This is a genomic window from Pseudomonas sp. Y39-6 (genome assembly GCF_023651955.1).
In the GTDB taxonomy this organism is placed as follows: domain Bacteria; phylum Pseudomonadota; class Gammaproteobacteria; order Pseudomonadales; family Pseudomonadaceae; genus Aquipseudomonas; species Aquipseudomonas veronii.
The window spans coordinates 1,791,750-1,809,390 of record NZ_CP069594.1; the positions used below are offsets into that span (position 1 = coordinate 1,791,750).

19 protein-coding genes and 2 pseudogenes are annotated in these 17,641 nt (G+C 59.2%); 14 read left to right on the forward strand and 7 right to left on the reverse strand.

Annotated elements, in window-relative coordinates:
* The first annotated feature begins 1 nt into the window (after nucleotide 1).
* A complete protein-coding gene (locus tag JN756_RS08080; protein WP_126588981.1) occupies nucleotides 2-373 on the forward strand; it encodes a helix-turn-helix domain-containing protein in 372 nt (123 codons plus the stop codon).
* A 138-nt stretch (nucleotides 374-511) separates the two neighbouring features.
* Entirely contained in the window at nucleotides 512-748 is a 237-nt protein-coding gene (locus tag JN756_RS08085; protein WP_057004976.1) for a hypothetical protein, read from the forward strand.
* Between the two features lie 94 nt (nucleotides 749-842).
* On the opposite strand, the gene JN756_RS08090 is transcribed toward JN756_RS08085, so the two are convergent.
* Nucleotides 843-1,703: a DUF6216 family protein gene (locus tag JN756_RS08090; protein ID WP_201021977.1), complete on the reverse strand. Its 861-nt coding sequence runs from the start codon at nucleotides 1,701-1,703 to the stop codon at nucleotides 843-845.
* Nucleotides 1,704-1,839: 136 nt separating this feature from the next.
* Between JN756_RS08090 and JN756_RS08095 the strand changes: the two genes are divergently transcribed.
* On the forward strand, nucleotides 1,840-2,133 hold the full coding sequence (locus tag JN756_RS08095) for a hypothetical protein (RefSeq protein WP_108524342.1): 294 nt from the start codon (nucleotides 1,840-1,842) through the stop codon (nucleotides 2,131-2,133).
* A gap of 15 nt (nucleotides 2,134-2,148) precedes the next feature.
* On the opposite strand, the pseudogene JN756_RS08100 reads toward JN756_RS08095, so the two are convergent.
* Nucleotides 2,149-2,943, reverse strand: a pseudogene (locus JN756_RS08100) (EAL domain-containing protein); the annotation flags it as partial.
* A gap of 298 nt (nucleotides 2,944-3,241) precedes the next feature.
* Between JN756_RS08100 and JN756_RS32200 the strand changes: the two are divergent.
* Nucleotides 3,242-3,583: a helix-turn-helix domain-containing protein gene (locus tag JN756_RS32200; RefSeq protein ID WP_057004978.1), complete on the forward strand. Its 342-nt coding sequence runs from the start codon at nucleotides 3,242-3,244 to the stop codon at nucleotides 3,581-3,583.
* Between the two features lie 370 nt (nucleotides 3,584-3,953).
* Here JN756_RS32200 and JN756_RS08105 read toward each other — a convergent pair whose 3' ends face one another.
* Complete coding sequence (locus JN756_RS08105) at nucleotides 3,954-4,892, reverse strand: LysR family transcriptional regulator (RefSeq protein WP_057004979.1); 939 nt, start codon at nucleotides 4,890-4,892, stop codon at nucleotides 3,954-3,956.
* Between the two features lie 158 nt (nucleotides 4,893-5,050).
* On the opposite strand from JN756_RS08105, the gene JN756_RS08110 reads away from it, so the two are divergent.
* The 5 genes and pseudogenes from JN756_RS08110 to JN756_RS32340 all read left to right on the forward strand — a co-directional run bounded on the left by JN756_RS08110 (nucleotide 5,051) and on the right by JN756_RS32340 (nucleotide 10,866).
* Complete coding sequence (locus tag JN756_RS08110) at nucleotides 5,051-6,370, forward strand: MFS transporter (RefSeq protein WP_046384359.1); 1,320 nt, start codon at nucleotides 5,051-5,053, stop codon at nucleotides 6,368-6,370.
* A gap of 13 nt (nucleotides 6,371-6,383) precedes the next feature.
* Nucleotides 6,384-7,613, forward strand: coding sequence for a Zn-dependent hydrolase (locus tag JN756_RS08115; protein WP_057004980.1), 1,230 nt, complete (start codon nucleotides 6,384-6,386; stop codon nucleotides 7,611-7,613).
* 87 nt (nucleotides 7,614-7,700) lie between these two features.
* On the forward strand, nucleotides 7,701-8,726 hold the full coding sequence (locus JN756_RS08120) for a histone deacetylase family protein (RefSeq protein ID WP_057004981.1): 1,026 nt from the start codon (nucleotides 7,701-7,703) through the stop codon (nucleotides 8,724-8,726).
* A 514-nt stretch (nucleotides 8,727-9,240) separates the two neighbouring features.
* A pseudogene (locus JN756_RS32335) lies at nucleotides 9,241-10,008 on the forward strand (MCP four helix bundle domain-containing protein); the annotation flags it as partial.
* The gene (locus tag JN756_RS32340; RefSeq protein WP_370737569.1) at nucleotides 10,003-10,866 is read left to right on the forward strand and encodes a methyl-accepting chemotaxis protein; all 864 of its coding nucleotides are present in this window, start codon (nucleotides 10,003-10,005) and stop codon (nucleotides 10,864-10,866) included. The pseudogene JN756_RS32335 and the gene JN756_RS32340, both read left to right, overlap by 6 nt.
* Nucleotides 10,867-10,902: 36 nt before the next feature.
* Here JN756_RS32340 and JN756_RS08130 read toward each other — a convergent pair whose 3' ends face one another.
* Nucleotides 10,903-11,112 (reverse strand): cold-shock protein, encoded by a 210-nt coding sequence (locus JN756_RS08130; protein WP_046384355.1) that lies wholly within the window; start codon nucleotides 11,110-11,112, stop codon nucleotides 10,903-10,905.
* A 70-nt stretch (nucleotides 11,113-11,182) separates the two neighbouring features.
* Nucleotides 11,183-11,395 carry a cold-shock protein gene (locus JN756_RS08135; protein ID WP_046384354.1) on the reverse strand — a complete coding sequence of 71 codons (213 nt, stop codon included), beginning with the start codon at nucleotides 11,393-11,395 and terminating at the stop codon, nucleotides 11,183-11,185.
* A 269-nt stretch (nucleotides 11,396-11,664) separates the two neighbouring features.
* On the opposite strand from JN756_RS08135, the gene JN756_RS08140 reads away from it, so the two are divergent.
* Nucleotides 11,665-12,567 (forward strand): LysR family transcriptional regulator, encoded by a 903-nt coding sequence (locus tag JN756_RS08140; protein WP_017848714.1) that lies wholly within the window; start codon nucleotides 11,665-11,667, stop codon nucleotides 12,565-12,567.
* Here the strand turns inward: JN756_RS08140 and JN756_RS08145 are convergent.
* Together JN756_RS08145 and JN756_RS08150 are read right to left on the reverse strand one after the other, a co-directional pair.
* Nucleotides 12,559-13,317 (reverse strand): substrate-binding domain-containing protein, encoded by a 759-nt coding sequence (locus JN756_RS08145; RefSeq protein ID WP_201021978.1) that lies wholly within the window; start codon nucleotides 13,315-13,317, stop codon nucleotides 12,559-12,561. The genes JN756_RS08140 and JN756_RS08145 overlap by 9 nt on opposite strands.
* On the reverse strand, nucleotides 13,314-14,621 hold the full coding sequence (locus tag JN756_RS08150; protein WP_057004984.1) for an MFS transporter: 1,308 nt from the start codon (nucleotides 14,619-14,621) through the stop codon (nucleotides 13,314-13,316). Before JN756_RS08150 ends, JN756_RS08145 begins: the two co-directional genes overlap by 4 nt.
* Nucleotides 14,622-14,819: 198 nt before the next feature.
* Between JN756_RS08150 and JN756_RS08155 the strand changes: the two genes are divergently transcribed.
* The 4 genes from JN756_RS08155 (at nucleotide 14,820) to kce (ending at nucleotide 17,622) form a co-directional block, all read left to right on the forward strand.
* Nucleotides 14,820-14,966, forward strand: a complete 147-nt coding sequence (locus JN756_RS08155; RefSeq protein WP_017848717.1) for a hypothetical protein — start codon at nucleotides 14,820-14,822, stop codon at nucleotides 14,964-14,966.
* Nucleotides 14,967-15,101: 135 nt separating this feature from the next.
* Nucleotides 15,102-15,824: a GntR family transcriptional regulator gene (locus JN756_RS08160; protein ID WP_046384352.1), complete on the forward strand. Its 723-nt coding sequence runs from the start codon at nucleotides 15,102-15,104 to the stop codon at nucleotides 15,822-15,824.
* Complete coding sequence (locus tag JN756_RS08165) at nucleotides 15,821-16,609, forward strand: SDR family oxidoreductase (protein WP_026140238.1); 789 nt, start codon at nucleotides 15,821-15,823, stop codon at nucleotides 16,607-16,609. Before JN756_RS08160 ends, JN756_RS08165 begins: the two co-directional genes overlap by 4 nt.
* An 80-nt stretch (nucleotides 16,610-16,689) precedes the next feature.
* The gene (gene kce, locus JN756_RS08170; protein ID WP_201021979.1) at nucleotides 16,690-17,622 is read left to right on the forward strand and encodes a 3,5-dioxohexanoate:acetyl-CoA acetone transferase; all 933 of its coding nucleotides are present in this window, start codon (nucleotides 16,690-16,692) and stop codon (nucleotides 17,620-17,622) included.
* The last annotated feature ends 19 nt before the right edge of the window (nucleotides 17,623-17,641 follow it).

The window sequence follows — 17,641 nt, forward strand, 5'->3', positions numbered from 1 at the left end:
CATGAACATTCGCCCCATTCATACCGAACAGGATTACCAAGAAGCGCTGAAGGCTGTCTCGCCGCTGTTCGATAATGAGCCAGAGCCAGGGACTCCTGAAGGGGATTACCTAGAGGTAATGATTACGCTGATCGAAGCTTATGAAACGAAACACTTCCCGGTTGACCTGCCCAACCCGGTGGATGCCATACGTTTCAGGATGGAGCAGTCCGGTTTGTCAGCGACAGACCTTGTGCCTGCCATCGGGCGCAAGAATCGGGTTTATGAGGTTCTGAACGGGAAGCGAGCTCTTACGCTGCCGATGATTTGGAAACTGCATGAGATGTTTGGGATTCCGGCGGAGAGTTTGATTAAGCCGGTAAAAACTCTGTAGTACTGAGCTAGTTTGATTTGCTGAAAAATCCGGGCTTCTGATAGGAGTGCCGGATTTTTTTGCCTGCCGTTCATGGCTGACCGACATCGGTGGCCGCAAGGGCTTCTTCAACAACCCGATCATGGCGGGCGTCTGACCGTGAAACGCTGGAAACCCGGACGGCTGCGCGCCGCCTTGCAGCAGTGGCTCGGCGTGCCCATCGGCTTGGCTGAAAGGGCCTTCTGGCAAGAGTGGTTCAGCACCTCCAGCAGTGGCAACGCCGTGTCGGTCGATTCCGCCATGCGGCTGGACAGCATCTTCGGAGCTTCGCTGTCAGCGGAAGAGGCCGCAGCGAAGGTCTTCGCCAAACGTTCTATGAGCCTGCTCGTAGTCTAGAAAAGGCATTAGATAGGTTTCGGGGTGTGATCAATCCAGCGAGGCGACTCTAACGGTGTAATGTAAGAGTCGCAAAGCTATTCAGCTGGATGGGTTATTTTTTGAAAATTTGTTTTTTGGGCGGATGAATTTTTTCGTGGAGTTTTTTTGCAACATCTGATCTGGATATTCGCACCAATATACAGAACACGGAGAAAATCGAAATTGCGACGATTGCCAGAAGAAGCCCTCGTTGCCCCTTGAGCCCATTGTTTACATGCTCACGGTATTTGTCCTCGCCAAAGAGCGAGCAGATGATGTTGATATTTTTTTCTGAGAACTCGTGATTGATAAATTTTTTAAGTGATTCCGGTGACTGGCACTCTTTCTCTGTTAGCGTTGGGTTGGATTTGAAAAAGCTGAATTTAGCATCGCCCTCGGATAGGTAAAATGACGGAGCTTCCGGAGCGTCTTTCAATGAAACCATCAGGTATTTTGCGTTCGTAAGTGGTACTGAAATGCTGATAATTACGAAGAAAAAGAAGAGTAGCGCAAAAAACGCACATTGAGCTTTTTTCGAAAACAGGGCCTCTTTAAATTTTAGGCTGTCAAAGTTTTTCCAGTCTATATATTTTCTTGCTCGTGCAACATCTCTATGGCAGAAGCCATTTTTCTTGATCCATTCTTCGGCGAGTTTGGTGTCAGCCAAGTTCTGTGCGGGTATGTTGAACTCGAATCGGTAGTATTCAACTTCCCTGAGGCTTTTTCGTACTTGTTCGTAGTCTTCGGTTTCAAATTTTGTGGAGCCGCCGAAAAAGCGCCACATTAAGTCGCGTAGGAATATCAGTGAGCCTGAACGTGAATAAATGTACAAAGCTAACAAGCAGATGGCGATACCGCTACCTAAGCTTGCCAGTGTTGCATAGTTTTCAAATGTCCAGTTTACGATGTTGTCGTTGAAGTTTTGCTGTGACACAGAGTCATCCTTGATTTAGTTCTGATGGAAGGTTTAATTGGCTTTTTAGCCATTAAGCAATAGGCATTTTCAACTCGTCCTTAAGTTTTTTGTGTCTGCGGCGATAGAGGTTTATACCCTACAGGGAGGATAACCCATGTCCGACACCACCCGCGACCAGTTCAAACAGGTTTCCTCCGAGCTGGAGTGTGCCTCCGGCGCCTTCAGCAAACAGGCCGAGGAGACCATGAGCGAAGCGCGCAAGGCTGGCGGTTTATCCGAGCAAACCAAGGCCACCGTGCCTGAGGAATCCGTTGCCTGGATCTCTGGGCTGCAGTTGGCCAGAAAATGCAAGGACGCTTCCAGGTTTAGCCACTTTGCACCGGGTTGGATATTAGAGAAACCTTGCGAAGGTCTGCACTTCAGTCAGCGCTCGACATTGAATTTTTGACATGCCACGAACCATTCAATTGTCTTTGAGCCAATTATCTATGTGCGAATGATGCATGGGCTGCGAAAAGTAATAACCTTGGACAAAAAAACAACCCAGGCTAATCAAGGATTCCAATTCCTCGCGAGTTTCCACGCCCTCGGCTATACATTCCAGTTGCATGTCACTGCTCAAAGCAACTAGAGACTTTACAATTTTGTAGCTGGTGGGGTTTTCGTCAATGCCAGTAATAAAGGTTCGATCTATTTTTATTTTAGTGAGCGCCAGCGAAAGTAGTTGGCTAAGGCTGGAGTATCCAGTGCCGAAATCGTCAAGGGCCACTCCGCAACCTAGCCGACAGAACCTGTCAATAGTATGTTGCACTTTAACAACATCCTGCATGATCGCTGTTTCGGTTATTTCCAGGTCCAGTCGCCTGGCGTCGAAATGGCTGGCCTTGATGATTTCGATTATTTGTCCGGCGATTTCGTCTGAAGCACAGTCGTGCGCGGACAAGTTAAAAGAAAGGCAAATGTGACGGGGCCAATCAGAGGCAATCAGCAATGCCTTGCCGAGCAGGTGAGTGGTCAGGCGATTTATCAGGCCGATCCGCTCGGCAATCGGAATGAACTGGCCGGGAGGCACGTCACCTAGCTCTGGGCTGTTCCAGCGTGCCAATGCTTCGAACGCTACGGTGCGCCAGCTGCGCAAATCAATCACCGGCTGAAAAACCAGGCTGAATTCGTGCTCGATATCGACCTGGCGTAACGCCTGTTCGATCATGCCTTGTCGTGTCAGTTGTTGAAGGTGGGAAGGTGTGAGCATGAACGTTTACCCCCCAGTTACCCAACCATAGGCAATAGGAGCGGTGTTTTTTGACCTGTAACGACAAATAAATGCTGGGTGCTTCTCAAGCGCGGGTACCTGCAGGCACCAAAAATCAATCGCATTTTCCGGCAGGCATAATTTTCGGCGTCCATGGGAAAATTCCTTAGCAATTCAACATCGTTCAGATAGTCAAAAAATGACTATACTGAAATTGGCTAGAAAATAATAGCAATCTAGCCTTTTTATGATCTTCCTGGGGAGGTGAATAGGTGTAAGCATTTGATTTTAAGTGATATTTCAGATGAAGCAAAGTGCCACTATACGTATAGGCAAGCGAATCAAGCACTTACGACTAGACAATAAATGGACACAGGCCGCCCTTGCCGAAGCACTGGGGTGTGAGTCGATGACAGTGAGTCGTTACGAGAGGGGCGAATACGCCCCTAGCATCGAGATGTTGGAGCGAATCGCTGACGTCCTGGGCGTGGGACTGGATGCTTTTTTCACGAGCCGGGATCACGCTGAACCAACCGCCGCGAACCTTCGCCACTGCCTATGCGACATTGCCTATCAAGCAGATGAAACGTCGCTGAAAGAAATTATTGGCGCCGCAAAAAGGATCCTGAAGAATCGAGAGCCATAGCAGTACTCGGTTCAATTCACCTGATAGGTGGCGCAAAACACTGAGTAGAGTCAGGCGCGGTTTATTATTTTTTGAAGGTGGTTGTTTAAGCTTCATTAAGTATAGGAACGCATAATGTTATTTCTGTTCCCGCTGCTAGATGAGTGCATCAGAGATGTGTTCGTTGGTATTGATGAACTTTTTTAAAGTTTGGCCTGGCCGGTGTGACAGGTGTCATTAATTGGCGAAGCAAAAACAATGTTTTCAACGAGCTGAACTTTAGTTGACGAGGAAAGAGTCTACAAAGTTCGCCGAAGTCCAGGATGAATAAGCCAAGGCCCTATTGAGTTCGCCTGAGAGAACCATCTGATAAATCGCTGAATACATTCGACTACCGCGCCAGACGAGCCAGCAGACTGTCGATAAACACTGTTTCTGCGCGACTCATCTTCTGCTCCCGATGCCACAACACATGGATATCCACATCCGCAATCCCCTCATCCGGCGGTAATCGCCAGAGCAGTCCGTTCTGCACATCCTCCGCCACCACATGAATCGGCAGGCAGCCCAGGCCAAACCCGGCGATGACCAGGCGGCGCACTTCTTCCAGGCTGGATGACGACGCCACGATCCGCCCGCTGAACCCCTGCTGATCGCGGAATATGGTCAACGGCGAGAGCATCCCGCCGATCTGGTCGCTGGTAAAACTGACGAAGTTTTCCGACTGCAAGTCCCCTTCGGCCAAGCCGCTGCGGCCGAACAGTGGGTGGTGTTTGCCGCAGAAAAAACCATAGCGCTGGTGCAGGAACAGATGTTGTTCCAGGCGCGGCTGTGGCCGGCGGTTGAGGCTCAGGCCCAGGGTGGCGGTTTTTTCCAGCAGGGCGGCGACGATGTCGGAGCTGCGCATTACCTCGACCTCCAGGTCGACCCGCGGGTGTTCGCGGTGAAAGTCGGCCAGGAACTCATCGAAGGTGTTGGAGTTGATGCGGCTGATCATCAGCAGGCGCACTTTGCCGATCACTTCATCGCCGGGTTTTTGCAGGGCGTTGCTCATCTGCGAGACCTGGCCGTACATCTCGCCGGCGATGGCGAAGATCTGTTCGCCGGCCTCGGTCAGTACGAAGCGCGGGCCACGGCGGGCGATGAGTTGGCAGTCGAGTTGTTCTTCCAGGCGTTTGAGGGCCTGGCTGATGGCCGGCTGAGTCAGGTGCAGGCGTGCGGCGGCGCGGCTGATGCTCAGTTCCTGGCCAATGACGCGGAAGGTGCGCAGCAGGTTCCAGTCCAGGCGGTCGTTGAGCAGCGGGTGAATATCGCGACGGGTTTCGGGCATGGCGCGGCTCAATAATAAGCAGGATTTATAATTGGAATAATAAATAGAAAATTGACTAATCATAGCCCCGCGACGATAAATCACCCTCAACAAGCGCCATCAGAGCGCATGCGTTCGACCTTTCTCCTGCCAAAAAAATAACCAAAGGAGCCCACCCCATGAAGCCTTCCGCTTCGCCCCAGCCTCGCCGTGCTGCGGCCGCCGCTTTCATCGGCACCATGATCGAGTGGTACGACTTTTACATCTACGCCACCGCCGCCGCGTTGGTGTTCGGTCAGCTGTTTTTTCCTTCCGAAGATAAATTGTTCAGCACCATGGCCGCGTTCGGCACCTTTGCCGTGGGCTTTTTCGCGCGGCCGTTGGGCGGCATTGTGTTCGGGCATATCGGCGATCGCATCGGCCGCAAGAAGTCGCTGGTGATCACTCTGGTCATGATGGGCGTGGTCACGGTGTGTATCGGGTTGTTGCCGAGCTACGCGCAGATCGGCGTCGCGGCGCCGGTCCTGCTGGTGCTGTTGCGCATCGTGCAGGGCATCGCCGTCGGTGGCGAGTGGGGCGGGGCGGTGTTGATGGCCGGCGAGCATGCGCCAAAGGGCCGCCGCAATTTCTTTGCCTCCTTTGCTCAGTTGGGCAGCCCGGCGGGGCTGATTCTGTCGCTGCTGGCGTTCAGCGCGGTGACCCGTTTGCCCGAAGAAGACCTGCTCAGTTGGGGCTGGCGTCTGCCGTTCCTGGCCAGCGCCTTGCTGTTGATCGTTGGCCTGGCGATTCGCCTGGGGGTGAACGAGTCGCCTGAGTTCCTCGAAGACAAAGCCTTGGCCGAAAAGGCACGGGCGCTCAAGCCGGACCAGGCCCCGGTGATCGAGGTGCTGAAAACCGCCTGGCGCCCGCTGCTGCTGTGCATCGGTGCCAACACCCTGGGCATCGCCGGCGTGTATTTCACCAACACTTTTATGATTGCCTACAGCACTCAGCAACTGGGCCTACCGCGCTCGTTGATTTTGGAGTGCCTGTTCGTCGTCGCCATCATCCAGTTCTGCGTACAGCCCCTGGCGGCCTGGGTCGCGGAGAAGGTCGGCGCCACGCGTTTCCTCTGCGCGATGACGGTGCTGGCGATGGCGTCGCCTTACCCGATGTTCGTGCTGGTCAGCAGCGGTGAGGCGCCGTTGATCATCCTCGGCATCGCCCTGGCGGTGGTGTGCATGGCCTCGTTTTATGCGGTGATCGCGGGCTTTGTCAGCGGCCTGTTTGAAACCCGCGTGCGCTACACCGCGATTTCCCTGGCCTATCAGGTGTGCGGTGCGCTGGCCGGTGGCCTGACGCCGTTGATCGGCACCTGGCTGGCCCACGAATACCAAGGCCAATGGTGGCCGATGGCAGTGTTTTACAGCCTGATCGCGGCGGTCTCGCTGGTGAGCGTATTGGCCTTGTCGCGCCGCCACGCCACTGCCCACCGTCTGGAAATGGCCCCTGGTGTTTAATGGAGCGGGTGCAATGTTGAAGATTAAGGGTGAGCGTTTATGGGCCAGCCTGATGGCCATGGCCGAAGTCGGCGCGACCGCGCGCGGCGGCAGTTGCCGCCTGGCGTTGAGCGCCGAAGACCACGCCGGTCGCGAGCTGTTCAGCCACTGGTGCAAGGCCGCCGGGCTGACCTTGAGCATGGACGCCATCGGCAACCTGTTCGCCCGGCGTGCCGGTACGGATAAGGACGCCGCGCCGGTGATGATCGGCAGTCACCTCGACACCCAGCCGGAAGGCGGCCGCTTCGACGGTGTCTACGGCGTGCTGGCCGGCCTGGAGGTGATGCGCAGCCTCGACGACCATGGCATCCAGACCCGCAAGCCGCTGGAAATCGCGGTATGGACGAACGAGGAGGGCGCCCGTTTCACCCCCGCCATGCTCGGCTCCGCCGTGTTCACCGGTACGTTGGCGCTGGACCAAGCCCTGGCCACCACCGATGCCGACGGCATCAGCGTGGCCGACGCCTTGCGCACGCTCGGCTGCCACGGCAAGCGTGCTCTGGGCGGGGCGGTGGATGCGTATTTCGAAGCCCATATCGAGCAAGGCCCGATCCTTGAGGACCACGCCAAGAGCATCGGCGTGGTCAGTGGTGGCCAGGCGATTCGCTGGCTCGATGTGCGGGTCGAAGGGCTGGCCGCGCATGCTGGCACCACACCGATGCCGCTGCGCAAGGACGCGCTGTATGGCGCCGCGAAAATGATCCAGGCCCTGGAATGCCTCGCCATGGATTTCGCCCCCCAGGGCCTCACCACCGTCGGCGAGTTGAGCATTGCCAAGTCTTCGCGCAACACCATTCCCGGTTTGCTGACCTTCACCGTCGACCTGCGCCATCACCGCGACGCCGACATTGAGGCGATGGAGCAGCAGGTCAGGGCGCGCTTGCAGGCCATCGCGCAGAAGCGCGGCCTGAGCGTCACCATCAGCCCTCACTGGATCAGCCCAGCGACGCCGTTCGACGCCGAATGCGTGGCCTGCGTGCAAGCGGCGGTGGACGCCTTGGGTTACAGCCAGCAGCCCATCGTCAGCGGCGCCGGCCACGATGCCATCCACCTCGCACGCTATTGCCCGACGGCGATGATCTTCATCCCCTGCGTCGGCGGCCTCAGCCACAACGAAGCCGAAGACGTACTGCCCGAGGATGTGCGCCAGGGCGCCGATGTTTTACTCAACGCCGTGTTGAAACGTGCCGGCCAAGCCAACTGACCGCCTCATTCAGGACGACTGAAGACGACCTGCCGGGCCGCAGGCAAGCCAGCGCCCACCGGCAGCGTGTTCACTCAGGAGATTCCCATGCAAACATTCTTCCACCCCGAACAACTCCTGCATCATCCGCGCAGCTACTACTCCCGTGGCCAGATGCGAACGCCGCAGGAAGTCCCCGAGCGCGCCCGCAACCTGCTGCGGGCCGCGCAAACCCTGGGGTTTGAGATTGTGTCACCCGAGGACCACGGCCTTGAGCCGCTGCTGGCGGTACACGCTGCGCCCTACCTGACCTTCCTTCAGGAGGCTTACCCGCGCTGGAAGGAAATCCCTGAAGAGTGGGGCGACGAAGTCATGTCCAACATCTTCGTGCGTGAACCCAACGCCCTGCGCGGCATCCTCGCCCAAGCCGCACGCTACCTGGCGGATGGCAGTTGCCCGGTCGGCGAACGGACCTGGCGCTCGGCCTATTGGTCGGCCCAAAGCGCCGTCGCTGCCGCCAAGGCCGTCCTCGATGGCGCGCCCGCCGCCTACGCGCTGTGTCGCCCCCCCGGTCATCACGCGCGCTTCGATGCGGCGGGCGGCTTCTGCTACATCAACAATGCCGCGGTGGCGGCGCAGGTGTTGCGCGAAGGCTTCCAGCGCGTCGCGGTGCTGGATACCGATATGCATCACGGCCAAGGCATTCAGGAGATTTTCTACGACCGCGACGACGTGCTCTACGTGTCGATCCACGGCGACCCGACCAACTTCTACCCGGCTGTCGCCGGTTTTGCCGACGAGCGCGGCAACGCGGCCGGCGAAGGTTTCAACCTCAACCTGCCGATGCCCCACGGTGCCAGCGAGGCGGTGTTCTTTGAACAGCTCGAACTAGCCCTCAAGGCGCTGAAGGACTTTTCTGCAGATGTGCTGGTGCTCTCCCTGGGCTTCGATATCTATGAACTGGACCCGCAAAGCAAAGTCGCGGTGACGCGGGACGGGTTTGCGCGCTTGGGTGAGCACATCCGCGGCCTGGGGTTGCCCTGTGTGATCGTGCAGGAGGGCGGGTATCACCTGGAGACGTTGGACAGCAATGCGCAGGCGTTCTTCAGCGGCCCGCAGGCTTGGGCGAAGTAACCGAGTATCGGTTTTGTGGAGGTGTGATATCTTTGTGCCATCATATGTCGTGACGATCACGGAGGATGGTATGAAGAAGCTGTTATTGGTCGGGGTTTTGGTGGTGTTGGCGTGTAGCCCGTTTTTTGCCGCAGCGTGTCCGAAGGGGACACATCCGGTCGGGGGCACGGGGTCGCATCACAAAGGTGGGACTTGTCAGTAGTCGATGGCTCGACAAGGCGTGTGAAGTCGCGGTTCGAGCGTCAACCCCGTGCGGGTGCGCTTGAGGGCGGTTGACCGATGCCCGCAGCGAAAAGCCTGCTGAACCGAGCGTTCTGCAGGCTTTTTCGTTTCAGATGGAGAGATCAGGTTCTTTCCCGTGCAGGGATTTTTCCGCATACGCAAATCTCCCTGTAATCCTGCATGACTGATCGCAGGCGCACGCGGGGAAATGGATGACGTCTCTAAAGTCCTGATCCTGGCGGCCGAAATGCTCTTGTATGACATCTGATCACTAATAAAAGAGCCTCGAAAAATGTCCTTACGTAGCCTGTCCATCGCCCGTCGCGCGGGCCTGGGTTTTGCCCTGATTGCTTTGCTGGTGGCCGTACTCGGTTTTTTTGCGCTCTCGAACATGGCCAGCATTCGTGAAAGTGCGGTCCAGGTCGAGCGTGGGCTGGTGCCTAAAATGCGTCTGGTCTCGGATATCCGCGAGATCATGTTGCGCATTCGGACCATCTCTTTGCGCATGGCGCTGGACCCGAACCCGGCAAGCATCCCGCAATACCGCAGCCAGATGGACACGCGCAGCCAGGACCTGAGCAAAAAGCTGGCCGACCTCGACGCCGTGATCGACAGCCCCGAAGTGCGCGCGTTGTATGAGCAGTTCCAGGTCTCGCTGCGCCAGTACCAGCAAGGGCTGACCCGCTCGTTTGCGCTGGCCGACCAGCAACAGGGGGCTGAGCTCAACAAGTTGCTGTTGGTGGATATGAAAACCGTGGTCGATGGCTCCGGCGCCCAGCTCAACGCATTGGCCGACTATTACAACGCGCAGATCAACCAACAAGGGCTGGCGGCCGAGGCGCAGTATGGCCGTTCGCGCACGATGGTCTTCGGCTTTGTGCTCCTGGCCGCCTTGAGTACCGTGGCGCTGGCCTGGCTGCTGACACGCAGCATCGTCGGCCCGCTGAGCCATGCGGTGCGGGCTGCGGAAAACGTCGCCCGTGGCGACCTGACCGAAACGGTGGCAGTGACCGGCGACGACGAAGTGACCCGCCTGCTCGTGGCGCTGCAGAGTATGCAAGCCAGCCTGCGCGGCACTTTGCAGCTGATTCGCCAGTCGGCCGGGCAGTTGGCGTCGTCGGCTACCGACCTGAACGGCATCACCGATCAAAGCAGCCGCAGCCTGCAAAAGCAGACCGCGGAAATCGAGCTGGCCGCCACTGCCGTCAATGAGATGACTTCCGCAGCTGACGAGGTGGCGCGCAACGCGGTGTCCACCTCCGAGTCCACGCGGGTGTCCAATGAAACGGCGCGCGAAGGCCAGCATCGCGTGGGCGAAACGGTCAGCGCGATTCAAGCCCTGAGCAGCAACATCGGCGAGACCTCGACCCTGGTGCAACACCTCGCCGAGCAATCGCGGGATATCGGCAAGGTACTCGACGTGATTCGCTCCATCGCCGAGCAGACCAACCTGCTGGCCCTCAATGCCGCCATCGAAGCGGCGCGGGCCGGGGAGTCCGGACGCGGTTTTGCGGTCGTGGCCGACGAAGTGCGCGCCCTGGCGCACCGCACCCAGCAATCGACCCTGGAAATCGACCAGATGGTCAGCGCCATGCGCGCGGGTTCCGACCACGCACTGACCTCGATGCAGTCGAGCACCGCACGCGCCACCGACACCCTGGCGTTGGCGGAAGGCGCCGGCGGTGCCTTGAGTCAGATCACCGATTCCATCGACCAGATTCACCAGCGCAACCTGGTCATCGCCAGCGCCGCCGAGGAGCAGGCCCAGGTCGCCAAGGAAGTCGATCGCAACATCGTCAACATTCGCGACTTGTCGGCGCAATCGTCTTCCGGCGCCGGGCAGATCAACGGCGCGAGCCGGGAACTGGCGCAACTGGCGGTCGCACTGAACGAGGCGGTGGCACGCTTTCAGCTGTAGTGAAGTGCGCCGCGAGTGGCGGCGCGCAGGATGGCGCTAATTCAGCGTCGGTTCTTCCACGATCCTGATATTGACCGCTTGCCACTCGCCCCCCGGCCCCCGTTCCAATTCGTAGGTGACGGTTTGCCCTTCGCGCAGGACCTGGCCACCCTGGGCGGTGCTGCTGCGAAAGAAAACGTCCTGTGCATCGTGGGCGGCAGTTTCGCTGCTGATGAAGATTGCAGTCTGTGGAGTCTTTCTGGACATGGCCGTTCTCCATTTTCAGTGCAATACATGGCCCAGGGTGGGCGGGGTGACGCGGTGAGTCGCAGGCTTATCAGCTGATCAATTGGACTTTGTCCGCCTGCATGCCTTTTTCCCCTTTTGTCGTTTCGAAGCTGACTTTCTGTCCTTCTTTCAATGATTTGAATCCAGTGCCCTCAATCGCCCTGAAGTGTACGAACAGGTCGGGCCCGCTGTCCGGAGTGATGAACCCATAGCCTTTTTCATCGTTGAACCACTTCACCGTGCCGTTCTGTCTGTCGCTCATTGTTCGTATCCTCTAAACCCTGATGTCCTACTGCGCACCGACGCAGTGCGACATGCTTAATAAAAGCCCCGCGCCAGCCCGTCGTCAACACTGCGCAAGACCAGCGGTACTGTCATTCCTGACAGGTTCGCAGGCCGTCGAAACGCGCCATACTGCGCAGTTTCATGCTGACAACCTGGCGTATCCGGGCGCCGGTCCTTACGCACATGGCGCCCCGTCACCTGCCATACGATAATGCCCTCCATCCCGATTCCCACTGGCTTCCTACCGTGATCATCAACTTCGACCTCAACGACCTCCAAGCCTTTCGCGCCGTAGTAGACAAGGGTAGTTTTCGCGGCGCCGCCGATGCCATCCGGATCTCGCAGCCAGCGCTCAGCCGGCGCATCGAAAAGCTCGAAACCGCCCTCGACGTGAAGCTGTTCGAGCGCACCACGCGCCGCGTCAGCCTGACCATGGTCGGGCGCGCCTTCCTGCCGCAGGTCGAGCGTATCCTCGATGACCTCGACATCGCGCTGATGGGCATCAGCAACGTCGCCTCCACGCGGATGGGCGATGTGACCATCGCGTGTGTGCCGTCCACCGCGTATTACTTCATGCCTCACGTGATCTCGGCATTCCACAAGCTCTACCCCAAGATTCGCCTGCGGGTGCTGGATGCCAGTGCCGGCGAGGTGTGCAATGCGGTGGAAAGCGGCGAGGCGGATTTCGGCGTGAGTTTCAGCGGCAGCCTGGCCGATGAGGTGGAGTTCGAGTTGCTGTTTCAGGAGCGTTATGTGCTGGCCTGCCGCCGCGATCACCCGCTGGCCGAGCGCGCCAGCGTGAGCTGGGCCGAGGCCTACGAGCATGACTACATCACGGTGGACAAAACCTCGGGCAACCGTTTTCTGCTGGACCAGGCCCTGCGCGGCGTGCGGGTGAAAAAGCCGAGTATTTGCGAGACGCACCACGTGACCACCATGATCGGCTTGGTCGAGGCGGGGCTGGGTGTGGCGATGGTGCCGTCGATTGCCATGCCGGGCACTGAACACCCGATCCTGCTGAGTGTGCCGCTGGTGGAACCGCAGGTGATGCGCAATGTGGGCTTGATCAAGCGCCGCGGGCGGACGTTGCCGCCAGCGGCGCTGGAGTTGGAGCGGTTGGTGCGGGAGCTGCCGTTTCGGTCAGCGTGACACCGAGTCCAGGCCGGTGGATTGCACCACCGCTTGCGCCTCGGGCGAGGCCAGGTAGTGCAGCAGCGCCCTGGCCTGCGCCGGGTGTTCGGCGTTGACCGGAATACCCGCGGCGAAGCGCGTCACCGATTGCACGTCTTCAGGGATCTTGCCGACGTAAGTCACCCCCGGCACCGGTAACAGTTCCGCCACCTGCTGCAAGCCCACCTCGTAGTCACCCTTGGCGACCTGTTCGGCCACGGGGATGCGTTCGATCATGGTGCCCTTGGCCGGCATGCCGAGTTTCTTGAACAGTTCCTTCTCGACATACACGCCGCTGGCGCTGTCCGAATACGCCACGGACTTGGCCTTGAGCAACACCGCTTTGAGTTCGGCATCGGTGCCGATGGCCGGTTTGGCCGCGCCTGCTTTCACCACCAGGCCGATTCGCGAATCCCCCAGTTCCACGCGGGACGCTTTGTCGACCTTGCCCTGTTTGATCAGCTCATCCAGGGCGTAGCCGACCATGATCACCACATCCGCGTGTTCGCCACGGGCCAGGCGGTTGGGAATCGCTTCCGGCGCCTTGCCCATGGACGGGCCGAGGACGGTGTCGAGGGTGTCGCCGCTGCGCTGGGCGTATTGCGGGCCCAGCAGCTTGTAGGCAGCGGTGAAGCCACCGGAGGTCATCACCTTGAGTTGTTCGGCCTGGGCCGTCAGTGCCAGGGCACCGAGGGCCAGGGCCGTCAGGGTTTTCGACAGCGCTTTCATTGCGCCGCCTCTTGCATGACCTGCCCGCGGGTATTGGCACGGTGATACAGCGCGAGGGTCGAGCACAGGGCGCACAGGGCGGCGAACATCAACCAGTAGGCCGGCGAGGCTTTGTCGTCGGTGACGTGAATGAACCAGGTGGAGATCGCCGGAGTGAAACCGCCGAAGACCGCAGTCGCCAGGCTATAGGCCAGGGAGAAGCCCGCCACGCGCACTTCCACCGGCATGATTTCGGTCAGCGCCGGGATCATCGCGCCGTTGTACATGCCGTACAGGAAGGAGAACCACAGCAGGGTTTCCAGCATATGCGCAAAGCTCGCAGCGTTTACCACGTAGGACAACGCCGGATAAGCCGTGAGCACCGTCAGCGCGGTCATCGCGACCAGCACCGGTTTGCGCCCGAAGCGGTCGCTCAGGCTGCCGCCGATGGGCAGCCAGACAAAGTTCGAGATCGCCACCAACAGGGTCACCAGCAACGCATCGGACGTGGTCAGTTGCAGCACGGTCTTGCCGAAGGTCGGCGCGTACACGGTGATCAGGTAGAACGCGGTGGTGGTCATGGCCACCATCAACATGCCGCCGATGACCACGGACCAGTTTTTCGCCAGGGTCGCCAGCACTTCACGCATGCTCGGGCGATGTTTGCGGTTGGCGAACTCTTCGGTTTCCTCAAGGTTGCGCCGCAGCACAAAGATGAACGGAATGATCACGCAACCGACGGCGAACGGAATGCGCCAGCCCCAGTCGGCCACGACCGACGGTTGCATCCACACGTTCAGGCCATAGCCCAGCGCGGCGGCGACCACGATGGAGATCTGTTGGCTGCCCGACTGCCAGCTGGTGTAGAAACCTTTGCGGCCGGGGGTGGCCATTTCTGCGAGGTACACCGACACCCCGCCCAGTTCCGCACCGGCCGAGAAGCCTTGCAGCAGACGGCCGAGCAACACCAGCGCCGGAGCCCACAGGCCAATGGTGTGATAACCCGGCACCAGCACAATCAGCAGCGTACCGCTGGCCATGATCGACAGCGTCACGATCAACCCTTTGCGCCGCCCCACATCGTCGATGTAGGCACCCAGGATGACCGCACCCAACGGACGCATCAGGAAGCCCGCGCCGAACACGGCAAAGGTCATCATTAATGACGCAAACTCATTAGCGGCGGGGAAGAACGCGGCAGCGATGTAGGTGGCGTAGAAGCCGAACAGGAAGAAGTCGAACTGTTCGAGGAAGTTGCCCGAAGTAACGCGGAAAACCGCACCAATTTTCGAACGGGCAGAGTCGGGGCGGGTAGGGCTAGTCATGCTTTTGTGTCTCCAGCGTTCTTTTTAAAGTGCTTGTTTCGCTTAAGGCCAAGGATAGTGGCTGACACATTTAGAAATGATAAGTGAATATTTTTGATCTATTGATGCGTTTTGATTATCAGTGGTCGGTGCAGACCCACGGCGGCGTCCTTGTTCTATGCTTGCAGGCGTAACCAATTCTTACGGTCGGGGGTGCCTATGACTGACGAACAGAAACAGCGGGACGAACGGGAGCAGGAGCGACGCAGGCGGCAATTGGAGGAAGAAAAGCCGCAGACCTGGAAGCATCCCGACGACGGCACGGAGCTTTCGGAGCGGGATCGGGAAATTCCGCTGAAACCCTGAAGCGTGATCGGTGGGAGCGGGCATGCCCGCTCCCACATGTGCAACGGGCGTTTCTCGGGAATAGGCAAACTATTTGACATATTTGATTTGTGATCACATATTGGAGGCATAAGAACCACAACACAGGTTTGCCTCATGACAGATGGTCCGCTCCTCCTGCCCACCCTGCGCCAGGTGTCCCGCGATACCTTGCAAGACCAGGTCTACCGCCAGATCCGCGAAGCGTTGATGAGTGGGCGTTTCCAGCCCGGCCAGAAACTCACCATCCGTGGCCTGGCCGAAGCGCTCGGCTCCAGCCCGATGCCGGTGCGCGAAGCCCTGCAACGCCTCAGCGCCGAAAACGCCTTTGAAGTCACCGAAACCTCGCGTCTGCGGGTCCGCATGATGACGGTCGAGCGCCTGCGCGAAATCCGCGATGCGCGGGTTGCTCTGGAAGGCTTGCTGGCCGAGAAGGCGGTATTGCTCCTGAAAAAAACCGACCTCGACGAAATCACCGACCTGTGCCAGCAAATGCAGCACGCCGCCGACGAAGTCGATGTGTCGCGCTACCTGTGGACCAACTTCGCCTTCCACCGCCGGATTTACGCAGTGGCCCAGGCCGAACTGACCATGGCCGCCGTGGAGAATTTCTGGCTGCACATGGGGCCGTGCTTTGCCCTGGTCGCCCCCGATAAAGCTCACCTGCAACGCTCGATGGAGGCGCATACGCGCATCGTCGAAGCCCTGGCCGCCCGCGACGGCGCTGGCGCACGGGCGGCGGTGACCGATGACATCATGCAGGCCGCCGATTCCCTGGCGCGCCTGCTCGTCAAGAACGACCGTTCGCGGTCGTCTGCTTCAGGAGGTAAACGTGCATGAGTGTCCTACAGCGGCTACAGCCCTATCCTGGGTTACGTGTATTGATTTCCGGTGGGGCTGCCGGCATCGGTGAAGTGTTGGCCGCGGCGTACCTGGAGGCCGGTGCCCAGGTACATGTGTGTGATGTCAGCGAACCGGCCCTGGCGGCGTTTCGCGACAAATACCCAGGCAGCGTCGCCACCCGCGCCGATGTCAGTGATGCCGCGCAGATCGCGGCGGTGTTCGAGGTGCAGCGCGAGCATTTCGGCGGCCTCGACGTGTTGGTCAACAATGCCGGCATCGCCGGCCCCACGGGCGGTATCGACGCGATCAGCGACGCCGAATGGCAAGCCACTATCAACATCAACCTGACTGCGCAATACCGTTTTGCCCACCATGCGGTGCCGATGCTCAAGCAATCGTCCCACGGCCATCTGTTGCATATCGCCTCGGTGGCCGGGCGTCTGGGCTACGCGTGGCGCACGCCGTATGCGGCGACGAAGTGGGCGATTGTCGGCCTGATGAAATCCCTGGCCTCGGAGTTGGGCGAGAGTGACATCCGCGTCAATGCCTTGCTGCCCGGCATCGTCGAAGGCCCGCGCATGGACGCGGTGATTCGCGCCCGTGCCGAGCAGGTCGGCGTACCCGAACCCGAGATGCGCCAGGAATACCTCAACAAAATTTCCCTCAAACGCATGGTCACCGCCGAAGATGTCGCGGCCATGGCGCTGTTCCTCTGTTCGCCCGCCGCCCGCAACGTGACCGGCCAGGCGATCAGTGTCGACGGTAACGTCGAGTACCTGTAGGACGCGGCGCCAGTCGCCAAGGAAGAACCCCGAGCTGTACCCAGGATTTTTTTCATAAGAATAAAAGTCGGAGAATCGTCATGTCCAAAAAACGTCCTGTGATCATTACCTGTGCCGTGACCGGTGCCATCCATACGCCGTCGATGTCGCCGCATTTGCCCATCACCGCCGAGGAAATTGCCGCCGCCGCCATCGGCTCCGCCGAAGCCGGCGCGGCGATTGTTCACCTGCATGCCCGTGACCCCAACGACGGCCGCCCCAGCCAGGACCCCGCGCTGTTCGCCGAATTCCTGCCGCAGATCAAGGCCGCCAGCGACGTGGTGATCAACATCACCACCGGTGGCGCGCCGACCATGGGCGTGGAAGAACGCCTACAGCCGGTGATGCAGTTCAAGCCGGAATTGGCCTCGCTGAACATGGGCTCGATGAACTTTGGCCTGTACGAAATGCTCAACCGCTTTACCGAGTTCAAGCACGACTGGGAGCGTCCATACCTGGAAGAGAGTGACGATCGGATCTTTCGCAACACCTTCCGCGACATTGCCCACATCCTCAATTCCTGCGCCGAGAACCGCACCCGTTTTGAGATCGAGTGCTACGACATCGGTCACCTCTACACCGCCGCGCACTTCCTGGAACGTGGCCTGCTCAAGCCGCCGCTGTTCATCCAATCGGTGTTCGGCCTGCGCGGCGGCATCGGCGGGCACCCGGAAGACCTGGCGCACATGCGTCGTACCGCCGATCGCCTGTTTGGCGACGATTATGTGTGGTCGATCCTCGGTGCCGGGCGTGGGCAAATTCCGCTGGCGACCATGGGCCTGTCTATGGGCAGCCATGCCCGGGTCGGCCTGGAAGATTCGTTGTGGGACGGGCCGGGCAAATTGGCCGCTTCGAACGCCGATCAGGTACGGCGCATTCGCAGCGTGATCGAAGCCCTCGGCCATCGCGTCGCCACGCCGGATGAAGCGCGGGACATCCTCGGGCTCAAGGGGCGCGACCAGGTCAATTTCTAACCGACGACACGGCCGCGTG

Bases quoted from the DNA above. Each gene is read 5' to 3' on its own strand.
- JN756_RS08080 (WP_126588981.1), top strand. From the start codon at position 2: ATGAACATTCGCCCCATTCATACCGAACAGGATTACCAAGAAGCGCTG.
- JN756_RS08095 (WP_108524342.1), top strand. From the start codon at position 1,840: ATGTCCGACACCACCCGCGACCAGTTCAAACAGGTTTCCTCCGAGCTG.
- JN756_RS32200 (WP_057004978.1), top strand. From the start codon at position 3,242: ATGAAGCAAAGTGCCACTATACGTATAGGCAAGCGAATCAAGCACTTA.
- JN756_RS08105 (WP_057004979.1), bottom strand. From the start codon at position 4,892: ATGCCCGAAACCCGTCGCGATATTCACCCGCTGCTCAACGACCGCCTG.
- JN756_RS08110 (WP_046384359.1), top strand. From the start codon at position 5,051: ATGAAGCCTTCCGCTTCGCCCCAGCCTCGCCGTGCTGCGGCCGCCGCT.
- JN756_RS08115 (WP_057004980.1), top strand. From the start codon at position 6,384: ATGTTGAAGATTAAGGGTGAGCGTTTATGGGCCAGCCTGATGGCCATG.
- JN756_RS08120 (WP_057004981.1), top strand. From the start codon at position 7,701: ATGCAAACATTCTTCCACCCCGAACAACTCCTGCATCATCCGCGCAGC.
- JN756_RS32340 (WP_370737569.1), top strand. From the start codon at position 10,003: ATGCAAGCCAGCCTGCGCGGCACTTTGCAGCTGATTCGCCAGTCGGCC.
- JN756_RS08130 (WP_046384355.1), bottom strand. From the start codon at position 11,112: ATGTCCAGAAAGACTCCACAGACTGCAATCTTCATCAGCAGCGAAACT.
- JN756_RS08135 (WP_046384354.1), bottom strand. From the start codon at position 11,395: ATGAGCGACAGACAGAACGGCACGGTGAAGTGGTTCAACGATGAAAAA.
- JN756_RS08145 (WP_201021978.1), bottom strand. From the start codon at position 13,317: ATGAAAGCGCTGTCGAAAACCCTGACGGCCCTGGCCCTCGGTGCCCTG.
- JN756_RS08150 (WP_057004984.1), bottom strand. From the start codon at position 14,621: ATGACTAGCCCTACCCGCCCCGACTCTGCCCGTTCGAAAATTGGTGCG.
- JN756_RS08155 (WP_017848717.1), top strand. From the start codon at position 14,820: ATGACTGACGAACAGAAACAGCGGGACGAACGGGAGCAGGAGCGACGC.
- JN756_RS08160 (WP_046384352.1), top strand. From the start codon at position 15,102: ATGACAGATGGTCCGCTCCTCCTGCCCACCCTGCGCCAGGTGTCCCGC.
- JN756_RS08165 (WP_026140238.1), top strand. From the start codon at position 15,821: ATGAGTGTCCTACAGCGGCTACAGCCCTATCCTGGGTTACGTGTATTG.
- kce (WP_201021979.1), top strand. From the start codon at position 16,690: ATGTCCAAAAAACGTCCTGTGATCATTACCTGTGCCGTGACCGGTGCC.